The 22572-nt window shown below is 70.4% G+C and carries 9 protein-coding genes; 7 read left to right on the top strand and 2 right to left on the bottom strand.

The window, feature by feature from the left end; all coding sequences use genetic code 11:
* Nucleotides 1–222: 222 nt before the first annotated feature.
* Both serB and ctaD read right to left on the bottom strand, forming a co-directional pair.
* Nucleotides 223–1440: a phosphoserine phosphatase SerB gene (serB, locus tag ACWEO7_RS24835; protein WP_450020466.1), complete on the bottom strand. Its 1218-nt coding sequence runs from the start codon at nucleotides 1438–1440 to the stop codon at nucleotides 223–225.
* A 182-nt stretch (nucleotides 1441–1622) separates the two neighbouring features.
* Entirely contained in the window at nucleotides 1623–3365 is a 1743-nt protein-coding gene (ctaD, locus tag ACWEO7_RS24830; RefSeq protein WP_355078763.1) for an aa3-type cytochrome oxidase subunit I, read from the bottom strand.
* A 324-nt stretch (nucleotides 3366–3689) separates the two neighbouring features.
* Here ctaD and ACWEO7_RS24825 point away from each other — a divergent pair, with 324 nt between their 5' ends.
* The 7 genes from ACWEO7_RS24825 to ACWEO7_RS24795 all read left to right on the top strand — a co-directional run bounded on the left by ACWEO7_RS24825 (nucleotide 3690) and on the right by ACWEO7_RS24795 (nucleotide 22475).
* Entirely contained in the window at nucleotides 3690–4496 is an 807-nt protein-coding gene (locus ACWEO7_RS24825; RefSeq protein WP_379253324.1) for a VOC family protein, read from the top strand.
* Nucleotides 4497–4651: 155 nt separating this feature from the next.
* Nucleotides 4652–5746 carry an ABC transporter substrate-binding protein gene (locus ACWEO7_RS24820; protein WP_452426491.1) on the top strand — a complete coding sequence of 365 codons (1095 nt, stop codon included), beginning with the start codon at nucleotides 4652–4654 and terminating at the stop codon, nucleotides 5744–5746.
* 137 nt (nucleotides 5747–5883) lie between these two features.
* Nucleotides 5884–6345, top strand: coding sequence for an AMP-binding protein (locus tag ACWEO7_RS24815; RefSeq protein WP_355078758.1), 462 nt, complete (start codon nucleotides 5884–5886; stop codon nucleotides 6343–6345).
* A 197-nt stretch (nucleotides 6346–6542) separates the two neighbouring features.
* A complete protein-coding gene (locus ACWEO7_RS24810; RefSeq protein WP_452426489.1) occupies nucleotides 6543–19856 on the top strand; it encodes an amino acid adenylation domain-containing protein in 13314 nt (4437 codons plus the stop codon).
* Nucleotides 19853–20839 (top strand): ATP-binding cassette domain-containing protein, encoded by a 987-nt coding sequence (locus ACWEO7_RS24805; protein ID WP_452426488.1) that lies wholly within the window; start codon nucleotides 19853–19855, stop codon nucleotides 20837–20839. Before ACWEO7_RS24810 ends, ACWEO7_RS24805 begins: the two co-directional genes overlap by 4 nt.
* On the top strand, nucleotides 20836–21657 hold the full coding sequence (locus ACWEO7_RS24800) for an antibiotic transporter (RefSeq protein WP_452426486.1): 822 nt from the start codon (nucleotides 20836–20838) through the stop codon (nucleotides 21655–21657). Before ACWEO7_RS24805 ends, ACWEO7_RS24800 begins: the two co-directional genes overlap by 4 nt.
* A complete protein-coding gene (locus tag ACWEO7_RS24795; protein WP_450020450.1) occupies nucleotides 21657–22475 on the top strand; it encodes an ABC transporter permease in 819 nt (272 codons plus the stop codon). The genes ACWEO7_RS24800 and ACWEO7_RS24795 overlap by 1 nt, the downstream gene beginning before the upstream one ends.
* Nucleotides 22476–22572 lie beyond the last annotated feature (97 nt).

The raw sequence follows: 22572 nt of genomic DNA, 5'->3' as shown, positions 1-22572 counted from the left end.
TCCGCCTTCGCTGCGGCCATGCGCGAAACTAACGACGGACCGCGTCCGACAGCACCCATCCATGCGTACCTCCGCCTTCGCTGCGGCCATGCGCGAAACTAACGACGGACCGCGTCCGACAGCACCCATCCATGCGTACCTCCGCCTTCGCTGCGGCCATGCGCGAAGTTACCGACGGGCTGCGTCCGACAGCGTTTATCGAGGCGGAACCGGGCCGGATGTTCAGCCCAGCGGGACGCGGCGCAGCAGGCCGTCCCTGGCGTCGGCGGCCTCCACCTCGTGCCGGGTGACCCCGAGGATGAACAGGACCGCGTCCAGATACGGGTGGGAGAGCGCGGCGTCGGCGACCTCGCGCAGCGCCGGTTTGGCGTTGAAGGCGACGCCGAGCCCGGCGGCGTTGAGCATGTCGATGTCGTTGGCGCCGTCGCCCACCGCGACGGTCTGTTCCATCGGCACCCCGGCGTCGGCGGCGAACTTGCGCAGGGCGGTCGCCTTGGCCGCGCGGTCGACGATCTCGCCGACGACGCGGCCGGTCAGCTTGCCGTCCACGACTTCCAGGGTGTTCGCCCGCACGAAGTCCAGTTCCAATTCGTGCGCCAGCGGTTCGATCACCTGCCGGAAACCGCCCGACACCACGCCGCAGCGGAAACCGATCCGGCGCAGCGTGCGGATGGTGGTGCGGGCGCCGGGGGTCAGCTCGATCCGGTCGGCGACCTCCTCGATCACCGACTCGTCCAGCCCGGCCAGCGTCGCTACCCGCTGCCGCAGCGATTCGGCGAAATCGATCTCGCCGCGCATGGCGGCCTCGGTCACCTTGCGGACCTCGTCCTCCACGCCCGCGTGCGCGGCGAGCATCTCGATGACCTCGCCCTGAATCAGGGTCGAGTCGACGTCGAACACGATCAGCCGCTTGCCCCGGCGGGCCAGCCCGGCCCGCTCCACGGCGACGTCCACCTGCTCGGCCACCGCGACCTCGGCCAGCGCCGTGCGCAGCCGGAAATCGGTGTCCGGGCCGGAGTCGGTCGCGGTGACCATCAACTCCATGCCGGTCACCGGGTAGTCGGCGATACCGCGGATGGTGTCGATGTTGGCTCCCAGCGCGGCCAGTTGCCGCGACACAGCGCTGAACGCGCGCGCGGTGACCGGGCTGCCGAGAATGACCACCGCGTGGGTGGACATCGGCTGCCTGCCGATCGCCGCGTCCACCTCAACGTCGACGTTCATGCCGACGGTGTTCATGGCCTCTTCGAGCTCGTCCTGCAACGCCTCGGCGTCGGTCGGGCAGGTCACCAGGACGCCGAGAGTCAGCCTGCCCCGGATCACGACCTGCTCCACGTCCAGCAGGCTCACTCGGTGCCGGGACATGGCCGCGAGCAGCACGGACGTCACACCGGGGCGGTCCGGCCCGGTGACGGTGACGAGGACGGTGGTGTCGGCCAACTGATGTGCTCCATGTTCGATGTTCGCCGTCGCTGTGCTGGACGTCGTTGTCGCAACGCACGGTGCGTACTGATCTCCACAAACGAGTGTGCACCCGCTGGTGACCAGCGGGTGCACACTCGTCGCGATGAATCCTACGGCGCGGCCGGACATCACCCGTCCGGCCCCGCCGGGGAAGCGCCCTACTGCGCGAGGACGTTCGGCTCGTGCAGGTCGGTGGCGTGCTTGCCCGCGCCCCAGCCGACGTGCGCCTCGGCGCGCATGCGCTCGACCATGTGCGGGTAGTGCAGCTCGAACGCGGGACGCTCCGAGCGGATGCGCGGCAGCTCGTAGAAGTTGTGCCGCGGCGGCGGGCAGGTGGTGGCCCATTCCAGCGAGTTGCCGTAGCCCCACGGGTCGTCCACGGTGACCACCTCGCCGTAGCGGTAGCTCTTGAAGACGTTCCACAGGAACGGCAGCATCGACGCGCCGAGCACGAAGGCGCCGATCGTGGAGATCGTGTTCAGCGTGGTGAAGCCGTCGCTGGGCAGATAGTCGGCGTAGCGGCGCGGCATGCCCTCGGCGCCCAGCCAGTGCTGGACCAGGAAGGTGGTGTGGAAGCCGATGAACGTCGTCCAGAAGTGCCACTTGCCCAGGCGCTCGTCCAGCATCCGGCCGGTCATCTTCGGGAACCAGAAGTAGATGCCCGCGTAGGTGGCGAACACGATGGTGCCGAAGAGCACGTAGTGGAAGTGCGCCACGACGAAGTACGAGTCGGTGACGTGGAAATCCAGCGGCGGGCTGGCCAGGATGACGCCGGACAGACCACCGAAGAGGAAGGTGACGATGAAGCCGATGGAGAACAGCATCGGCGATTCGAAGGTCAGTTGACCGCGCCACATGGTGCCGATCCAGTTGAAGAACTTCACACCGGTCGGGACCGCGATGAGGAACGTCATGAACGAGAAGTACGGCAGCAGCACGGCGCCGGTGGCGTACATGTGGTGCGCCCACACCGCGATCGACAGCGCGGCGATGCCAAGGGTGGCGTAGACCAGCGTGGTGTAACCGAAGATCGGCTTACGCGAGAAGACCGGGAAGATCTCCGAGACGATGCCGAAGAACGGCAGCGCGATGATGTACACCTCGGGGTGTCCGAAGAACCAGAACAAGTGCTGGTAGAGCAGGATGCCGCCGGTCGCAGGGTCGTAGATGTGGCCACCCAGGTGACGGTCGTAGGCCAGGCCGAACAGCGCGGCGGTCAGCAGCGGGAAGGCCAGCAGCACCAGGACGCTGGTCACGGCGATGTTCCAGGTGAAGATCGGCATCCGGAACATGGTCATACCGGGAGCACGCAGGCAGACCACCGTGGTCAGCATGTTCACGCCACCGAGGATGGTGCCCAGACCGGACACCGCCAGGCCCAGGATCCACAGGTCGGTGCCGACGCCCGGGGAGTGCAGGATGTCGGTGAGCGGCACGTACGCCGTCCAGCCGAAGTCCGCGGCGCCGCCCGGGGTGATGAAGCCCGCGGTCGCCATGCTGGCGCCGAACGCGTACAGCCAGTAGCTGAAGGCGTTCAGGCGCGGGAAGGCGACGTCGGGGGCGCCGATCTGCAGCGGGAGGATGATGTTCGCGAAGCCGAACACGATCGCGGTCGCGTAGAACAGCAGCATGATCGTGCCGTGCATGGTGAACAGCTGGTTGAACTGCTCGGTCGAGAGGAACTGCAGGCCCGGCCGGGCCAGCTCACCGCGCATCAGCAGGGCCATCAGGCCACCGATGAGGAAGAAGCCCATCGACGTGGTCAGGTACATGACACCCAGGACCTTCGGGTCCGTGGTGGTGACCATCTTGTAGATGAACGAGCCCTTCGGCCCGGTCCGAGCCGGATAAGGCCGAGTCGCTTCCAACTGAGGGACTGGCTGGGGCTCTACGGCAGTCACTGATCCTCCTGAAAGTGCCTTTAGGTCGCTCCGCAGGCTCCGCTGATCGCATCCATCCCGATGTCGGAACAGACGACAGTTCGCTTGCGCTCTCCGAATCGTAAACCCGTGAAGATGCGCTCGACCGAACGGGTCCTACTCTCTGTCGTATTTGTTCGGCCGCACCTGCGGTGTGGCGTGTTCGCGGCCCCGCATGGCTCGCGTCCGAGCGACCGCCGCTCGCGTCCGTCCGGGCTCGTCTGTTCCGTGCGGGACCGATGAGTTCTGTCGGTGGCGGGCGTCTGTAGAGGTGACACGAGTTCACCTCAGGCCAGGAGAGCAGCGATGACCGGAACCAACCGCACGAAGATCGGCGATCCCTGTTGGGTCGATTTGTACAGCTCCGACCTCGATCGGAGTATCGCGTTCTACCGCGAACTGTTCGACTGGACGGCCGAGAGCGCGGGCGAGGAGTTCGGCGGGTACGTCACCTTCCGCAAGGACGGGCGCGCGGTGGCGGGCGCGATGGCCAGGATGCCCGGCGACACCGACAGCCCGGAACAATGGACGGTGTATCTGGCCAGTTCCGGCGCACAGGCCACCGCCGACGCGGCGACGGCGGCGGGGGCGTCGCTGGTCGTGCCGCCGATGGCGGTGGGCGAGCTGGGCACGATGGCCGTGCTCGGCGATGTCGGGGGTGCGGGCGTCGGCATCTGGCAGGCCGGGACGTTCCCCGGCTTCGAGACCATGGGTCTGGTCTCCGGCGGGCAGTGGCGCGAGCACGCGGGCGCGCCGTCCTGGTTCGAGCTGCACACCCGCGCCTACGACGCCTCGTTGACCTTCTACCGGGAGGTCTTCGGCTGGTCGGACGTCTTCACCGTCTCCGACGCCCCGGAGTTCCGCTACTCCACCATCCACGCCGAGAGCCCGATGCTGGGCGGCGTCATGGACGCATCGGCCTTCCTGCCCGAGGGCGCACCCGCGGGCTGGATCGTCTACTTCGGCGCCGACGACGTGGACAAGACCGTCGAGCGGCTCACCGAACTGGGCGGGACCGTGCTCTCGCCGCCCCAGGACACGCCCTACGGCCGGATGGCCGCGGTCACCGACGCCACCGGCGCCCGCTTCAGCATCGGCGGCAATCGAGCCTGACCCGGCGGCCCGCACGCAGACCGGCACCGACCGGGGCGTAGCGTGCGGGCCGTCTGCCGGGTGGTGTATTCCTGCCCCCGAAGCGCGGCACACGGACGCCCACCGCCGCGACCTCACCCGGGGGCCGGACGGCGCCGACATGTACCCTCACTCGCATGCCGGTGAGCGACGTGATGCAGGTACGCACCCGAATTCGCGCGATTCGTCATCGGAACGGCGCGGCCGGTCACCGGTTCCGGGCGGTCGTGGCCGGGTGTGCCGCGCTCGTGCTCGCGGGCTGCGGCGGCGCCACCGACAACTCCGCCTCCATCGTGCGCACCACCACCAACATCGCGGGCGCGGGCGTGGTGGGGCTGGAGCGCGACACCACCAAGGCCTGCGCGCTGCCGAGCGCGCCCGACCCGGCGGGCGGGGACACTCGCAGCGTCACCCATGCGGCGGGCGTGTCCGAGGTCCCCGCCGACCCGCAGCGCATCGTCGTGCTCAGCACCTCCGCGCTGGACGCCGTCTGCGCGGTCGGCCTGTGGGAGCGGGTCGTGGGGACGGTGACCCTCGACGGCCCGAGCCCGCAACCGGCCTATCTGGGCACCGGCGTGCTGAAGATCCCCGGCGTCGGCACCGCCGCACAGCCGGACCCGGCCCGGATCGCAGCCCTGCATCCCGATCTGATTCTGGGCGAGAACCCCACTGGCACAGGGAGTTTCAGCGCGTTGCAGGCCATCGCCCCGACCGTGCTGGTCGGTTCGAACAACAGCTGGCAAGCCGAGTTCGCGGCGTACGCGGCGGGCATGGGACGGCGCGACGCGGCGGAGACCGCACTGCAGAACTACCGCACCGAGGCGCGCGACACCGGTGCCACGCTGGCGGCGGGCCAGACCCAGGCGTCGATCCTCAGGTTCACCGCCGACGCTCAGCGGGTGCAGGGCGGCGACAGCTTCTCCGGCCAGGTGCTCGCCGACGCGGGCGTGCAGCGTCCCGCCGCGCAGCGCGGCGCGTCGTTCGACGTGCGTGAGAGCGAGTTCGCCACCAAGGCCGAGGGCGACCTGATCTATGTGATCCTCGCGGGCCAGGAGGGCAAGAAACACGGTGAAGCGGTGCTGCGCACCGACGAGTGGAAGGAACTCGGCGCCGCCACCGATCGCCGGGTGTTCGCCGTGGAGGACAGCGTCTGGCACGGCGACGGCCTCACCGCCGCCCGCGCCCTGCTCACCGACCTGCGCAACACGCTCAACGGTTACGTGACCGACTGACCGCCCACCCCCTTGGGTGAGGTTTCCCCCACCCTTGGAGTGCGCGGACCAGCGCTGGGGTTGCTGTCGAAAAGTCCACTCGAGGACGAGATTCAGAGGTACGCCGAAAACCTCCCAATCGACCCCGAGGACACGACATGCACACGCTGACCGATTCGCTCGCCGACAACCTGTACTCCCTGCCGGTGGCACAGCCCGTCGCCGAGGTCGATCCGCACGCGGTCGTGGCGTCCACCGCCGGTTGCGACCTGACCTACGCCGAGCTGGATCGCTGGTCCAATCGCCTGGCCCGGCTGCTGCTGCGCCTCGGCGCCGGACCCGGCACCCGGATCGCGGTCGCGATCGACCAGGCGATCGAGTCCGTCGTAGCCGAGCGGGCCGCCACCAAGATCGGCGCCATCGCCGTCCCGGTGACCGACGACGGCTCCTACGCGCTCGGCACCTCGGTGGGCGTCACCACCAAGGACCAGCAGCCCGAGTCCGCGGAAGCGATCACCTGGCTGGTGCTGGACGAGCGCTCCACTCTGCAGCGCTACCTGACCAGCTCCGCCGCCCCGCTGGGCGCGGCCGACCTGGATCTTCTCCCGAAAGCCGCCTGACCGGACACAACCCCTCCCCCGCGACCCGAACAGCATGTTCGGGTCGCGCAGTGTGCCCAATACCCCCGCAGCGTCGACCGCGCCGGTTCAGAATTGAGTTGCCGCTTGCTGTGCGGCGGCAGGTACTACCGCTACCGCGGTGGCTACGGGCGGTCACTGCCGATCGGCCGGATCGCGGTCAGAACGTAGGACACGTCATGCAACAGCCTTCCCTCTCGGCGAAAGAATCCGACACAGTTCTTCCCGATGGGGCCTTCGCCCTATCGGCGGCACAGCGCGGCATCTGGTTCGCCCAGCACGTCGCCGGTGATACTCCGATCTCGATCGCCCAGTACGTCGAACTGAACGGTCCGATCGACCTCGACCTGCTCGCACGGTCGGCGCGGCAGGCCGGGCGCGAGTTCGGCACCGGCTACCTGCGCCTGGTCGAGGTGGAGGGACATCCGTTCCAATTCGTCGACCCCGCGCTCGACGACAGTCTGGAAACGCTGGACTTCCGTTCCGAACCCGATCCTGAGGCGGCCGCGCACGCGTGGATGCGCGCGGAGTACGAGGCCCCGCTGGAGCTGACCCGCGACCGGCTGGTGCGCATCGCCATGCTGCGCGTCGGCGCGGACCGCTGGTTCTGGTACTCGCGCATCCACCACATCGTGCTCGACGGCATGGGCGCGCTGACCATGGTGCAGCGCACCGGAGAGCTGTACAATGCCGCCGTCGAGGGCCGCGAAGCGTCGCCCGCGAAGGCCGAGGACCTGCGCAAGATCGTCGAGGCCGATCTGGCCTACCGCAGTTCCGAGCGGTTCGGCGCGGACCGGGAGCACTGGCAGGCGCATCTGGACGGCATGGCCGATCCGGTGAGCCTGGCCGGCCGCACCGCGGGCGTGGACGGGCATCCGCGGCGGGTCACCGGCGCGCTGCCCGCCGACACCGGTAACCTGCTGGACGCCGTCGCCGAGCAGGCGTCCTCCGGTGTCGCGCCGACCGTGGTCGCCGCCTTCGGCGCGTATCTGTCCGCGATGACCGGCGCGCCCGAAGTCGTGCTGAGCCTGCCGGTATCCGCGCGCACCACCGCGACGCTGCGGCGTTCCGGCGGCATGATCGCCAACGTGGTTCCGCTGCGGCTGCGGCTGACGCCCGCCACGACCGTCGGCGAGGTGATCCGGGCCGCCCAGGGCGAGCTGACCGGGGCGCTGCGGCGCCAGCGCTACCGGCAGGAGGACATCTTCCGCGATCTGGGCTGGCCGATGGACGAGGCCGGGTCGTTCGGCCCGTCGGTGAACCTGATGATGGTCGACACCAGAATCCAGCTCGGCCCGGTGACCGGGCGGTTGCACGTGCTGACCTCCGGGTTGATCGACGACCTGTTCGTCAACTTGTATCCGGGTGTCGGCGGCGAGAGCACGCACATCGACTTCCAGGCCAACGGCAACCTCTACACCGAGGCCGAGCTGACCGGGCAACACCGCCGCTTCCTGTCGTTCCTGCACCGTTTCCTGGCCGCCGGGCCGGACGCGCCGCTGGCGAGTGTGCCGGTGCTGTCGGATGACGAGCGCACCGGCTTCGCACCCGCCCGGGGACCCGCGGGCGTCGCGGCGCGGACGCTGCCCGCCCTCCTCGCCGAAGGCGCGGCCCGCGATCCGCTGGCGACCGCGCTGGTGGAGGGCGAGACCGCGCTGACCTACCGTCAGGTCGACGACTACACCAACCGGCTGGCCCGGGTGCTGATCGCCGCCGGCGCCGGGCCCGAGCGCACCGTTGCGATCTCCATCCCGCGGTCCATCGGGTCGGTGCTGGCGACGATCGCGGTGGCCAAGACCGGCGCGGCGTTCGTGCCGATCGATCCGACCTACCCGGCCGACCGGATCGAGCACATGGTCGGCGACAGCGGCGTCGTCGCGGGCATCACGACGGCGGCCGCGCGAAAGTCGTTGCCGCGCCGGGTGTCCTGGCTGTCGCTCGACGACGAGGGCACCGAGCGGGCGATGGCCGAGCAGGATGCCGCGCCGCTGACCGACGCCGACCGCACCGCGGCGACGCACCCGGACCAAGCCGCGTACATCATCTACACCTCCGGTTCCACCGGGCTCCCGAAAGGCGTGCTCGTCCCGCACCGAGGGCTGGCCAACCTGGTGGCGAGTTCCGGCGCCGGATTCGGCATCGACGCCGAGTCCGTCGTCGCCCACGCCGTGTCGCCGAGTTTCGACATCTCGGTGGAGGAGATCCTGGTCACCCTGGCGACGGGCGCGACGCTTGCCGTGGTGCCGCCGTCGGCGTACGCGGGCGAGGAGCTGGCCCAGGTACTGCGCGCCCACCGCGTCACCCACCTCAACGTGACCCCGGCCGTGGTCGGCTCGCTCGACCCGGCGACGCTGCCACAGCTGCGCACCGTGATCGTGGGCGGCGACGCCTGCCCGCCCGAGCTGGTGACCAAATGGTCGGGCCGGACTTTGTTGAACGGCTACGGGCCCACCGAGACCACCATCACCGTCACCCTCAGCGCCCCGCTGACGCCGGACGGTCCGGTCACCATCGGCAGTCTGGCCCGCGACGTGTCGGCGGTGGTCCTGGATCCGTGGCTGCGTCCGCTGCCGCCGGGCACCGTCGGCGAGCTCTACCTCGCCGGTCCCGGCGTCGCGCGCGGGTACCACCGGCGCAACGGGCTGACCGCCGACCGTTTCGTCGCCGACCCGTACGGCACGGGCGAGCGGATGTACCGCACCGGCGATCTCGTGCGCTGGGTGCACAACGACGGCCGCGTCGAATTGGAGTACCAGGGACGCAGCGACTTCCAGGTGAAGGTGCGCGGTTTCCGCATCGAGCTCGGCGAGATCGATGCCGCCTTGCAGCGGCAGCCCGACGTCGACTTCGCGCTCACTATCGGTGTCGAAACCGGTTCGGGCGCCACCGCGCTCGTGTCGTACGTGCTGCCGGAGCCGGGTGCGCAGATCCACCCCGAGGCGCTGAAAGCCGCGGTAGGAGAATCGCTTCCGGCCTACATGGTGCCCGCGGTGATCATGGTGCTCGACCGTCTTCCGCTCACGCCGCTTGGCAAGGTGGACCGCAAGGCGCTGCCCGCACCGGAATTCGGCGCGCGGACCACCGCGAGCAGGCCGCCGTCCACACCGCGCGAGGAGACGCTCGCCGCGCTGTTCGTGGAGGTGCTCGGCCTGGAATCGGTGGGGGTCGACGAGAGTTTCTTCGCGCTCGGCGGCGACAGCATCGTCTCGATCCAGCTGGTGTCGCGGGCGAAGGCGGCCGGGCTCGGGTTCGGCGCACGGGATGTCTTCGAGCGCAAGACGGTCGCCGCGCTGGCCGCGGTGGCCACCGATGTGCCGACCGGAGTGGTGCACGAGCTGCCCGGCGGCGGAGTCGGCGACGTAGAGCTGACGCCGATCGTGCACGCGATGCTCGAGACCGGTGACACCTGGCGGCGGTTCGCCCAAGCGGTGCTGATCGAGCTGCCGTCGGGCATGGAGCGCGCGGATCTGACCGCCGCGCTCACAGCGCTGCTCGACCGGCACGATCTGCTGCGTTCGACGCTGCGGCGCACCGGCGACGGCTGGAACTGGGTGGTCGCCGAACCCGGTGCGGTGAACGCGGGCGCCCTGCTGGAAATCGTGACCGCGGACGGTGATCTCGACGCGACCTGCGAGCGTGCGTTGCAGCGCGCCGCCGACCTGCTCGAACCGGAGTCCGGCGTGGTCGCGCGATTCGTGTGGATCGAGCGTGCCGACGCCGCGCCGCTGCTGTGGCTGGTGCTGCACCACCTCGTCACCGACGGCGTTTCCTGGCGGATCCTGCTGCCGGACCTCGCCACCGCCGCGCTGGGCGCCGAGCTCGCTCCCGTCGGCACCTCGTTCCGGCGCTGGGCGCACGGCCAGCGCGAGCACGCGGCGTCGCGCACCGGCGAATTGCCGTTGTGGCAACGCGTCCTGGCGACACCCGACCCCGCGCTCGGCTCGGCGCCGATGGACCCGGCCGTCGATGTGGTGGGCTCCATGGCGCACCTGACGACCGTCGTACCGCCGGACTTCGCGCAGTCCGTGCTCACCACCGCGCCGGATCGTTTCCACTGCGGCGCCGACGACGTGCTGCTGGCAGCCCTCGCGCTGGCGGTGGCACGGTGGCGCGACCGCAGCTCCACGCTGTTCACTCTGGAGGGCCACGGCCGCTCGGAAACCGTCCTGCCGGGCGCCGACGTGGCGCGCACGGTGGGCTGGTTCACCAGCGTCTACCCCGTCGCGGTCGATCTGACCGGCATCGACGTGGCGGACGCGTTCGCGGGCGGGGCCGCGGCGGGCTCCGCGATCAAGGCGACGAAAGAACAGCTGCGCGCGCTGCCGGACAAAGGCATCGGATTCGGGATGCTCCGCTACCTGGTCCCGAGCACGGCGGCGGCGCTCGCAGACGCGCCCACCCCGCAGATCAGCTTCAACTACCTCGGACGCGCGTCCACCGGCGGCGACGCGGAACCGTGGCTGCCGCGCCGGCTCGCCGCGACCCAGGACGACCGCGCGCCGCTGGCCGCCGCGGTCGACATCAACGCCGTGCTCACCGATGCCGGACTCGAGGTGACCTGGGGCTACGCCGGACGGCTTTTCGAGGAGGCGGATCTCGGCGAACTCGCCGCGCTGTGGGAGCAGGCGCTCGACGCGCTCGCTCGGCACGTCGCGTCCGCGAGCGCGGGCGGACGCACACCATCGGACTTCGATCTGGTCACCGTCACACAGGCGCAGATCGACGACTGGGAGCGCGCCTACCCGAACCTCGCCGACGTGTGGCCGCTCTCACCACTGCAGTACGGCCTGCTCTTCCACGCGCTCTACGATTCCGACACCGCCGACGGCTACACGGTGCAGTCGCTGCTCACCTTGGCGGGCACCGTCGACGCGGCCCGGTTGCGCCGCGCCGCACAGGCTTTGGTGACCCGGCACGAGAACCTGCGCGTCGCCTTCGTCGAGACCGAGGACGGCCCGCGCCAGCTCGTCCTGGCCGACGCCGAGATCGAGTGGCGGGAAGCGGATCTCACCGGCATCGCCGACGAGGCCGAGCGCGCCGGGGAAGTCGACCGGTTGATCGCGGTGGACGCCCGCACCCGGTTCGAGCTCACCCGGCCCCCGCTGCTGCGCTGCACGCTCATCCGGATCGCGCCGGACACCTACCGTTTCGTGCTGACCAACCACCACCTGGTGCTGGACGGCTGGTCGACCCCGCTGCTGGTACGCGAACTGCTCACCCTCTACGTCACCGACGGTGACGCCGCGGCCCTGCCGCCCGCGCATTCCTATCGTGAGTTCCTGACCTGGTTGGAGACCAAGGACGACACGGAATCCCTCGCCGCATGGACCGAGTCGCTGGCCGGTATCGACACGCCGACCCGCGCGGTGCCCACCCTCGCCGGAATCGAATCGACCGAAACCGGCATGACCTCCGTCGACCTGTCCCGCGACACCGTCGCCGGGCTGGAGGCCGCGGGCCGGGAAGCGGGCGCGACGGTGAACACCCTGGTGCAGGCCGCGTGGGCGATGCTGCTGGCCATGCTCACCGGGCGCACCGACGTGGTGTTCGGCGGCACGGTCTCGGGACGGCCGCCGGAGCTTGCCGGGGTCGAGGAGATGGTCGGCCTGTTCATCAACACGCTGCCGGTGCGGGTGCGGCTGGATCCGGCGGAAAAGGTCGCCGACCTGCTCGCGCGCGTGCAGTCCGAGCAGGCGCGGCTGATGGACCATCAGCACGTCGGATTGGCCGCCATCCACCAGGCGGTGGGCCTCGCCGAATTGTTCGACACGCTCACCGTATTCGAGTCCTATCCCATCGACCGCGAAGCGCTGTCGCAGGCGCTGGACATCGCGGGCATGCGGGTGCTCGACGTAGAGGGCACCGACGCGACGCCCTACCCGCTGAACCTCATGGTGATCCCGCTGCGCGGCGACGACGGCCGGGACACGCTGCGGATCACGCTGAAGTACATGGCCGACCAGCTTCCGGCGGAGGATGCCCGGCCGCTGCTGGATCGCTTCGTCCGGCTGCTGACCCAGCTCGCGGACAACCCGCACGCGCTGGTCTCCCAGTTGCAATACTGCGACGACGCCGAGCGCGCCACGCTGGCGCCGGTACGCGGCCCGGAGTCCGTGCCGCCCGCCACGCTGCCCGAGCTGCTCACGGCGGGCGCGCGAATCGATCCGGACGCGATCGCGATCACCGCGGGCGAGCTCACCATGTCCTACGCGGAACTCGACGCCTGGTCCAACCGCTTCGCCCGGGTACTGCTGCGCCGCGGCGTCGGGCGAGAGGTGTTCGTCGTGCTGGCGCTCACCCGTTCGCTGGAATCGGTGGTCGCCGTGTGGGCGCTGGCCAAGACCGGCGCGGCGTTCGCTCCGCTGGACCCGAACTACCCGGTGGAACGTATCGAGCACATGCTCACCGACTCCAAGGCCCCGATCGGCGTGACGGTCACCGCGACCGGCGAGACGCTTCCCGGCACGATCGACTGGCTGCTGCTCGACGACCTGAACACCATCCGCCGGGTGATGACGGTGTCCGAAGCGCCGATCACCGACGAGGAGCGCGGCGGGCCGATCGACCTCGATCAGACGGCGTACCTGATCTACACCTCCGGCTCCACCGGCAAACCCAAGGCCGTGCTGCTCAGCCACCGCGGCATCGCGAACCTGGTGACCGCGCAACGGGAGACGCTCGCGCTCGATCACACCACCAGCGCGCTGCAAGTGGCCTCGCCGAGTTTCGACGCCTCGGTGTTCGAGCTGCTCATCGCGCACGGCGCGGGCGGCAGGCTCGTGGTGTCGCCGCCGGATGTCTACGGCGGGACGGAACTGGAGACGCTGCTGCGCACCCAGCGCGTCACCCACGCCGTGATCACGCCGTCGGCGCTGGCCACCATGGAACCCGCCGGGCTGGAACACTTGCGCGTTCTCGCGGTCGCGGGCGAAGCGGCGACGCCGGAGCTGATCGAGCGGTGGGCGCCGGGCAGGCGGATGGTGAACCTGTACGGCCCCACCGAGTTCAGCATCTGGGCGACCGGACCGGGCGAACTCGTCAGCGGGGAGCCGATCACGATCGGCGGCCCCATCCGCGGCGCGGACACCGTGGTGCTGGACGCCTGGCTGCGTCCGGTGCCGATGGGAGTGCCCGGTGAGCTGTACCTCGCGGGTCCCGCGCTCGCGCGCGGCTATTTCAACCGGTTCGAGATGACCGCGAGCAGGTTCGTCGCCGACCCCTTCGGCGAACCCGGCGAGCGGATGTACCGCACCGGCGACATGGTGCGCTGGGTCGACAACGGTGCCGGTCCCGAGCTGGAGTACCTGGGCCGCAGCGATTTCCAGGTGAAGATCCGCGGCCTGCGTATCGAGCTGGGCGAGATCGACGCGGTGCTCTCCCGCGACGACGAGGTCGAATACGCGGTGACCATCGGGCGCACCGGCCCCGCCGGGACGACCGTGCTGGTCTCCTACGTGCTGCCCGTCGAAGGCGCGCGGCTGGACGTCGAGCGACTGCGTGCGCAGGTGGCCGCCGAGCTGCCCGGCTACATGGTGCCCGGTTACCTCGTCGTACTGGAGACCATCCCGCTCACCCCGGTCGGCAAGCTGGATCGCAAAGCCCTTCCGGTGCCGGACTTCTCCGACAGCCACCGGCCCTACCTCGCGCCCCGCGGCCCCGTCGAGGAGGCGGTGGCCGCCGTGTTCGGCGAGGTGCTCGAACGGGAGCGCGTCGGCGTCGACCAGTCGTTCTTCGAACTCGGCGGCAACTCGCTGAGCGCGACCAAGGTGGTGGCGCGAGTCAACGCGGCGCTCGGCTCGCGGATCGCGCTGCGTGATCTGTTCGACGCGCCGACCGTGGCCCAGCTGTCCGCCCGGGTGGTGCCCGCCACCGGCGCCGCACCGGGCGGGTCCGGCCTCGCGCCCCGCATCCGGCCGGACCGGGTTCCGCTGTCTCCCGCGCAACAGCGCATGTGGGTGCTCAACCGGATGGATCCGGCTTCCGCCGCCTACAACATCGCGGTGGCACTGCGGCTCACCGGAGAGCTGGACGTCCAGGCGCTGCGCGCCGCGCTCGTCGACGTGGTGGACCGGCACGAGAGCCTGCGCACGCTCTACCCCGCCGACGCGGAAGGGCCGCGTCAAGTCGTGGTCGACGCCGACGTGGCCGTGCCCGCGATGCCGGTGACCGACACCGAGGACGGCGCGGAACTGCGGGAGCGGATCACCGAATTGGCGGGAACCGGCTTCGATCTCGCCACCCAGCCGCCGCTGCGGGTCGGCCTGTTCCGGATCCACGGCGACGTCGAGCCCTCCGCGAGTGCGGGACCGGTCTCGTCGGCTCCTTCCACCGGCGAAGCTCCGATCTCGTCCGGGCCCGTCAGCGCGACCGCACCGGTCTCATCGAGTCACACCGCGAGTTCCGGCGAGATCGCCGCCGCCACGCCGCCGGTGCACGTCGTCGTGCTGGTGGTGCACCACATCAGCGCCGACGGCGCGTCGATGGCGCCACTGGCCGCCGACCTGGTCGCCGCCTACTCCGAACGGTCCGCGGGCGGGCACGCCGTCCGTGTCCCGCTGCCGGTGCAGTACGCCGATTTCGCGCTGTGGCACCGCGAGGTGCTCGGCGACGAGGCGAATCCGGAATCTTTGGCGGCGCGGCAGATCGAGTTCTGGCGCGCGACCCTGGCCGGCGCGCCCGACGTGCTGGAACTGCCCTCCGACCGGCCACGCCCCGCGGTGCAGACCATGCACAGCGCCGACTTCGGCTTCACCGTCGACGCCGAGACGCACCGGGCGCTGGTGGATTTCGCCACCGCGCACCACGTCAGCCCGTTCATGGTCGTGCACGCGGCGCTCGCGGTGCTGCTCGCGCGCCTGGCCACCACCGACGACGTGCTGATCGGCACCCCGGTCGCCGGACGCGGCGAGGAAGCGCTGGACCAGCTCGTCGGCATGTTCGTCAACACCCTGGCACTGCGCACCCCGGTCGATCCGGGCGCGGGCTTCGCCGCGTTCCTGGACACCGTCCGGTCCACGGACCTGGACGCCTTCGCCAACGCGGACGTGCCGTTCGAGCGGCTGGTCCAGGTGCTGGATCCGGCTCGCTCGACCGCGCACCACCCGCTGTTCCAGGTCTCGCTGTCGCTGCAGAACTTCGTCGAACCCGTGCTGGAACTGCCCGGCCTGCGGTTCGAGGTGGAGGACTTCGAGCGCGACGCCTCCCAGTTCGACCTGACCTTGGATCTGCGCGAGCGCTTCGCCGCCGACGGTCCGGCGGGCATCGAGGCCGTCCTGACCTACGCCACGGATCTGTTCGACGAGGCGACGGTGGCCGCGTTCGCCACCCGGTGGCGGCGCGTGCTCGCGGCGGTGCTGGCGCGGCCCGAGGTACGCATCGCCGATATCGACATTCTCGACGACACCGAACGGGCGACGTTGGTACCCGTGCGCGGCCCCGCCGCGGCGGCGACCACGATCCTGCCGGACCTGCTGGCCGAGACCGTGCGGCGGTACCCGGACCGCATCGCCTTGGTGTCCGACGGGCAGACCACCACCTATGCCGAGATCGACGCGCACGCCAATCGCCTGGCCCGAGTGTTGCTCGAGTCGGGCGGCGGTCCGGAAACCGTGGTCGCGCTGGGACTGCCGCGTTCGCCGGAACTGCTCATCGGCATGTGGGCCGCGGCGAAAGCCGGCGCGGCGTTCCTTCCGGTCGATCCGAAGCACCCGGTCGAGCGCATCGATCACATGCTCACCGACTCCGGCGCGACGCTCGGGCTGACCCTCGCCGCGTTCCGGCCCATGCTGCCCGACAGCACGAACTGGCTGGTGCTCGACGACCTCGCGCTCGTCGAGCGGTGGAGCGCCGCGAGCAGCCGACCGCTGGGCGAGCGTGAGCTGCCGGGCCCCATCCGGCCGGACAACGCGGCGTGGATGATCTACACCTCCGGCTCGACCGGCACACCGAAGGGCGTCTCGGTATCCCATCGTGGCATCGCGGATCTCGTCGCGGCGCAACGAGTTTCGCTCGGATTGGACGAGCACTCCCGGGTGCTGCAGGTGGCGTCACCGAGTTTCGACGCGTCGGTGTTCGAGGCGATCATGGCGTTCGGTTCCGGCGGCGCGTCGGTGGTGGCACCGCCGGAGGTGTTCGGCGGCGGCGCGCTGGCGGAGCTGATCGACACCGAACAGCTCAGTCACATGGTGATCACGCCATCCGCGCTGGCGACCCTCGACCCCGCCGAGGTGACCAGCGTCCGGGTGCTCGCGGTGGCAGGCGAGGCGGTCGGCGCGGAACTGGTCGAGCGCTGGGCCACCGGACGCACCATGGTCAACCTGTACGGACCCACCGAATCGACCATCTGGGCAACAGGTTCGGCGCCGCTGGCGGTGGGCGCCCCGGTAACCATCGGCACGCCGGTGCAGGGCGCGCAGGTGCTGGTCCTCGACGACCGGCTGCGCCCGGTCCCCTTCGGCGTGGCGGGCGAGCTGTATCTCGCCGGGCCGTCGCTGGCGCGCGGGTACCACGCACGGCCGAGTCTGACCGCGGCCCGCTTCGTCGCCGGCCCCTTCGGCACGGCGGGTGAACGGATGTACCGCACCGGCGATCTCGTGCGCTGGATCCGCGGCGACTCCGGACCCGAACTGGAGTACCTGGGCCGCACCGACTTCCAGGTCAAAGTGCGGGGACAGCGGATCGAGCTGGGCGAGATCGACGCGGTGCTCGGCCGCGCCGACGGCGTGGACTTCGCGGCGACGCTCGGCGTGCCCGGCCCCACCGGGGCCACCGGGGCCACCGCGCTGGCCGCCTACCTGGTCCGCACGCCCGGCTCCGAGCTCGACGTGGCGAAGGTGCGCGCCTTCGCCGCCGACATCCTGCCCGGCTATATGGTGCCCTCGGCGTTCGTCGTGCTGGACGAGATCCCGCTCAACGCGGTCGGCAAGCTGGACCGCAAGGCGCTGCCCGCACCGGAGTTCCGCGCCGACCGCACCGAGTATCGCGCGCCCGACACGCCGACCGAACAGCAGCTGGCCGCGATCTTCGGCGAGTTGCTGGGGGTGGCGCGGGTGGGCGCCGACGACTCGTTCTTCGCGCTGGGCGGAGACAGCATCCTGGCGATCCAGCTGGTGTCGCGCGCCAAGCAGCAGGGGATCACCTGCACCCCGCTCCAGGTGTTCGAGCACCGCACGGTGGCGGCGCTGGCCGCGGCCGTCGACGCGGCGGGCGCCGCGGTGACCTTGGACGAGTTGCCCGGCGGCGGCGTCGGCGAAATGCCGCTCACGCCGATCGCGCACTACATGCTGGAGCGCGGCGGAAACTACGACCGCTTCGCCCAGACGGCGGTCCTGGAGCTACCGGTCGGCATCGAGCGGTCGCAGATCGTCACCGTGCTCGCCGCCGCGGTGGACCGGCACGACATGCTGCGCGCCCGGCTGGTGACCGACGGCGCGGACGGCCCGCGCATACTGGTCGGCTCCCCCGGATCGGTCGACGTGGACGCGCTGGTGCACCGCGTCGAGTTCAGCGCCGTCGACCCGATCGAACTGCACGAGTTCGCCATGACGGAGCTGGACGCCGCCGCCGACCGGCTCGACCCGGCCAACGGCACGGTATTGCAATTCATCTGGCTCGACCCGGTGGGCGACGCGGGTTCGCGCACCCGATCGGGCCGGTTGATCGTGCTGGCGCATCACTTGGTGATCGACGGGGTGTCCTGGCGCATCCTGATCCCGGACCTGGTGGCCGCGTGGGCCCAGGTGTCGGCGGGCGCCACCCCGGTGCTGGCGGAGACCGGAACCTCGATGCGCCGGTGGGCCCACGCGCTGACCGAGGAGGCGCACTCCGAACAGCGGGTCGCCGAACTGGCGTACTGGCACGACGTGCTCGCCGGACCCGATCCGCTGATCGGCGGCCGGGAACTCGATCCCGCCGTCGACCGGACCGGCACGCTGCGCATGGTCGAGCGGGAGGTGTCCGCCGAGGTCACCACCGCGCTGCTCACCACCCTGCCCGGCTTGTTCCAGGGCAGCGTCAACGACACGCTGCTGGCCACCTTGGCGCTGGCCCTGGTGCGCTGGCGCGCCGGTGACCCGTCGGCGCTGCTGCGCCTGGAAGGCCACGGCCGTCAGGAAGAAGTGGTGCCCGCCGCCGATCTGTCCCGCACCATCGGCTGGTTCACCAGCATCTACTCGGTACGCCTCGACCTGGCACAGATCGACATCGACGACGCGCTGGCCGGTGGACCCGCATTGGGCGCCGCGATCCGCGCCGTGAAGCACCAGTTGCTCGCGGTGCCCGACAAAGGCATCGGCTTCGGCCTGTTGCGCTACCTCAACGCCGAGACCGCGCGGCAGTTGCCGCGACGGCTGCCGGGCCGGGTCGGCTTCAACTACCTCGGCCGGTACTCCACCGGGGACATCCCGGCCGGACTCGAGGGCCTGGGCTGGCTGCCGACCGACGAACTGGGCGACGTGCACGTCGCCGAAGACCCCGGCGTGCCGCTGCAATCGGCGATCGACGTGAACGCGGTCGTGATCGGCGACCGGTTGCGGGCGAGCTTCGGCTTCCCGTCCACGCTGCTCGATCAGGACGAGGTCGCCGAACTGGCCGATCTGTGGATCGACGCCCTGAGCGTCGCGGCCCGGTTCGCCCATACCCCGGCGGCGCGTACCGCCGCCGAGGAAGAAGCGGCGGCCACGGCGTCTCCGGCCGTGCCCGCGGCGGGCGGCCTCGGGCTGGACGTGGTGCTGCCGATCCGGCTCGGGGGCGAGCAACCCGCGCTGTTCTGCATCCACCCGTCGTCCGGGATGTCCTGGACGTACCTGGGATTCGCCGACGCGCTCGCACCCGGCCGCCCGATCTACGGGCTGCAAGCGCCCGACCTCGGCGGTCACGAACCGCCCGCGCGCTCGATCGACGAGTTCGCCGAGCGGTATGTGCGGGAGATCCGGGCCCTGCAACCCGAGGGGCCGTACCACCTGCTCGGCTGGTCGTTCGGCGGCCTCATCGCCCACGCGGCGGCGGCGAAGCTGAAGGCCCAAGGCGCCGAGGTGGGCGTAGTCGCGCTGCTGGACGCCGACACCGCCGACATCGACGGCGACAGCATCGAACGGCTCACCGCGGGCTCGTTCGTGAACACCTTCGGCGCGGTGTTCGGCATCCACGACGTCCCGGCGGACGCGACCGCGCAGCAGGCGGCCGATCTGATCCGCGAACGGCTCGGCGGCGTGTCGCTCATCGACGCCGCGACGCTCGAGCGCATGGCCGCGTCCTACAACGCCGCCGCGCGGACCAGAACCGGTTACCGCCGTCCGGTGTTCGACGGCGACATCGTGTACTTCAGCGCGATCGTCGACACCTCCGACATCTTCGGTCCGGACGGCTGGGGGCCGTACGTGACCGGCGAGATCATCAACCACGACATCGAGGCGACCCACGACGAACTGACCGCGCCGCACGTGCTGCCGGTCGTCGCGCGCGTGCTCGATGCACATCTGGGAGGCCGAGGATGAATTCCGACCAAGGAGTCGTCGTCGAGGGGATCGAGAAATCCTTCGGCACGGTCAAGGCATTGCGCGGAGTCGACTTCGCGGCCGAGCCGGGCGAGGTGCTCGGCATTCTGGGACCGAACGGCGCGGGCAAGACCACCACGGTGAACGTGCTGTCCACGCTGATCCGGCCGGATCGCGGCCGGGCGACGGTCGCCGGGTACGACGTGCTGGCCGATCCCGCGGCGGTCCGCCGCAGCATCATGCTGACCGGCCAGTACGCCGCGCTCGACGACATGCTCAGCGGCTACGAGAACCTGGTGATGTTCGGCAGGCTGATGGGCCTGCGCAAGCGGACCGCCCGGGCCCGCGCGGACGAACTGCTCGCCGAGTTCGACCTCGAACGCGCGGCGGGCCGCCGGGTCGGCACCTACTCCGGCGGCATGCGCAGGCGCATCGACATCGCCTGCGGTCTGGTCGTGCGGCCCGACGTGGTGTTCCTGGACGAACCGACCACCGGCCTGGATCCGCGCAGCAGGCAAGGGGTGTGGGACCTGGTCGCCGGCTTCAAGAAGGCGGGCATCACCACCCTGCTCACCACCCAGTACCTGGAGGAGGCCGACGCGCTCAGCGACCGGATCATCGTCATCGATCACGGCGTGGTCATCGCCCAGGGCACCGCCGACGAGCTGAAGGCGCGCACCGGCGGCAGCTACTGCGAGGTGGTGCCGCTGAATCTGCGGGACCTGCCCGCCATCGCCGCCGCGCTGGGCCACCTGTTGCCACAGGAGAATCGGGACGCGCTCGGTCCCGATTCCGATCGGATCGCCATACCGGCACCGGACGGTGCGAAGACACTGCTGGAGGCGCTGCGCAGGCTGGACAGCGCGGGCTTCGATCTCGTGGACGTCGCACTGCGCCGCCCCTCGCTCGACGACGTATTCCTCCAGCTGACCGGGCATCTGGCGACGACGGAAGAGATCGCACGGCGGGAGGCCGCGTCGTGACGGCGGCGGCGACCTGGCTCAGCCAGACCCGTGCGACGCCGCTGCGGCCCCAGCAGTGGTGGGTACTGACCACCCGCTTGATCGCACCCTCGATGCGAACCGGCGAGGTGCTCACCTCGGTGCTCGCGCCCGTGACGTTCACCGCCAGCTTCTACATCCCGCTGAAGACCATCATGACCGTCATCGGCACGGGGTTCAGCAGTTACGCGCAGTACATGATGCCGCTGGTCATCCTGCAGGCCGCCGCGTTCACCGCGGTCTCGGCGGCCTTCCGCGCCGCCACCGACTCGGTGGCCGGGCTGAACCGGCGCTTCGGCTCGATGCCGATCGGCCCGCTGGTCCCGGTCACCGCGCGCCTGGCCGGCAGCGTCTTCCGCCTGATCATCGCCTTGATCAGCGGGTTGATCTGCGGATACGTCATCGGGTTCCGCTTCTACCTCAGCCCCGCCCACACAGTCGGCTTCGTGTTGTTCTCGGTGCTCGTCGGGGTCGCGCTGATCTGGGGCGGGGACGTGATCGGCACCTTGTCGCACAACCCGGAGGCGACGGCGCAGGCGCTGGTGTTGCCGCCGCTGATCCTGGGCATGCTGTCCACCGGGATCGCGCCTGCCGATCAGTTCCCGGAATGGGTGCAACCGTTCGTGCGCAATCAGCCGGTGTCGCAGTGGGCCATCGCCTTGCGGGCGCTGGCCGGTGACAGCGGACCGAACGCCGGTGCAGTGACCTGGTCGCTGATGGGTCCGCCGCTGGTCTGGGCGCTGGGCTATCTGGCCAGCTCCGTCCTGCTGTCGATGCGGCTGAGCGCGAGGAGGGCGTGATGGCACTGCTGACCGAACACTCGGACGAGTTGCTCACCGGCTCGGAGATATCGGGGTCGGCACTGGTGCGGCACACGCTGATCCAGACCCATCGACTGCTGCTGCGCTGGGCGCGCAACCCGGTCACGCTGTTGGAGACGCTGATCATCCCGTGCCTACTGCTGATCATGCTGAACACCGTCATCGGCGGGCAGATCCGGAAGTTCACCGGCGAGAGCGCGCTGTACGGCTCGGTGCCCTTGGTCGCTCTGGTCGGCGCGCTCTCCGGCGCGGTCGCGGGAGGTGTCCTGCTCGGCCGCGAACGCGACGCGGGCCTGCTCGCCCGCTTCTGGGTGCTGCCCGTGCACCGTGCCTCCGGACTCGCCTCGCGGGTGCTCGCCGAGGGCTGCCGCATTTTCGCGTGCACCGTCTCCGTCGTGCTGGTTGGCTTCGTGCTCGGGTTCCGCTTCCACGAAGGTGTCGCGGCGACGATCGTCTTCCTGTTCCTCCCGACGTTCTTCGGCGTGGCCTTCGCCACCATCGTCACCTCGGTCGCCGTGTTCACCGCGAAAACGACTCTGGTGGAGAGCATCACCATCCTCACCTCGCTGATGATGTTCTTCAGCACCGGCTTCGTGCCGCTGGTCGCCTTCCCGAAATGGATCCAGCCGGTGGTGCACAACCAACCCATGTCGGTGGGCGTCGACGCCATGCGCGCGCTCGCCTACGGCGGGCCGCTCGCGCGCCCGCTCACCCTCACCGTCGTGTGGTCGCTCGGCGCGATCGTCCTGTTCGCGGTTCCCGCGAGCATCGGCTATCGCAGGGCCAGCAGGCGCTGAGCCGCACAGCGAACTCCCAGCGTGAACCCAGCCGGACACAGCGCCCGTTCCTGACGTCGCGAAGGACGATGTCGACGAACGAAGGGGCACATCGTGG

It is taken from the genome of Nocardia sp. NPDC004260 (genome assembly GCF_053603155.1).
Note: the sequence above shows the minus strand (reverse complement) of the source record. Positions and strands in the feature narration are given on the sequence as shown.

Excerpts from the sequence above, each read along its gene's own strand:
- ACWEO7_RS24825 (WP_379253324.1), top strand. The coding sequence starts at position 3,690 with ATGACCGGAACCAACCGCACGAAGATCGGCGATCCCTGTTGGGTCGAT.
- ACWEO7_RS24820 (WP_452426491.1), top strand. The coding sequence starts at position 4,652 with ATGCCGGTGAGCGACGTGATGCAGGTACGCACCCGAATTCGCGCGATT.
- ACWEO7_RS24815 (WP_355078758.1), top strand. The coding sequence starts at position 5,884 with ATGCACACGCTGACCGATTCGCTCGCCGACAACCTGTACTCCCTGCCG.
- ACWEO7_RS24810 (WP_452426489.1), top strand. The coding sequence starts at position 6,543 with ATGCAACAGCCTTCCCTCTCGGCGAAAGAATCCGACACAGTTCTTCCC.
- ACWEO7_RS24805 (WP_452426488.1), top strand. The coding sequence starts at position 19,853 with ATGAATTCCGACCAAGGAGTCGTCGTCGAGGGGATCGAGAAATCCTTC.
- ACWEO7_RS24795 (WP_450020450.1), top strand. The coding sequence starts at position 21,657 with ATGGCACTGCTGACCGAACACTCGGACGAGTTGCTCACCGGCTCGGAG.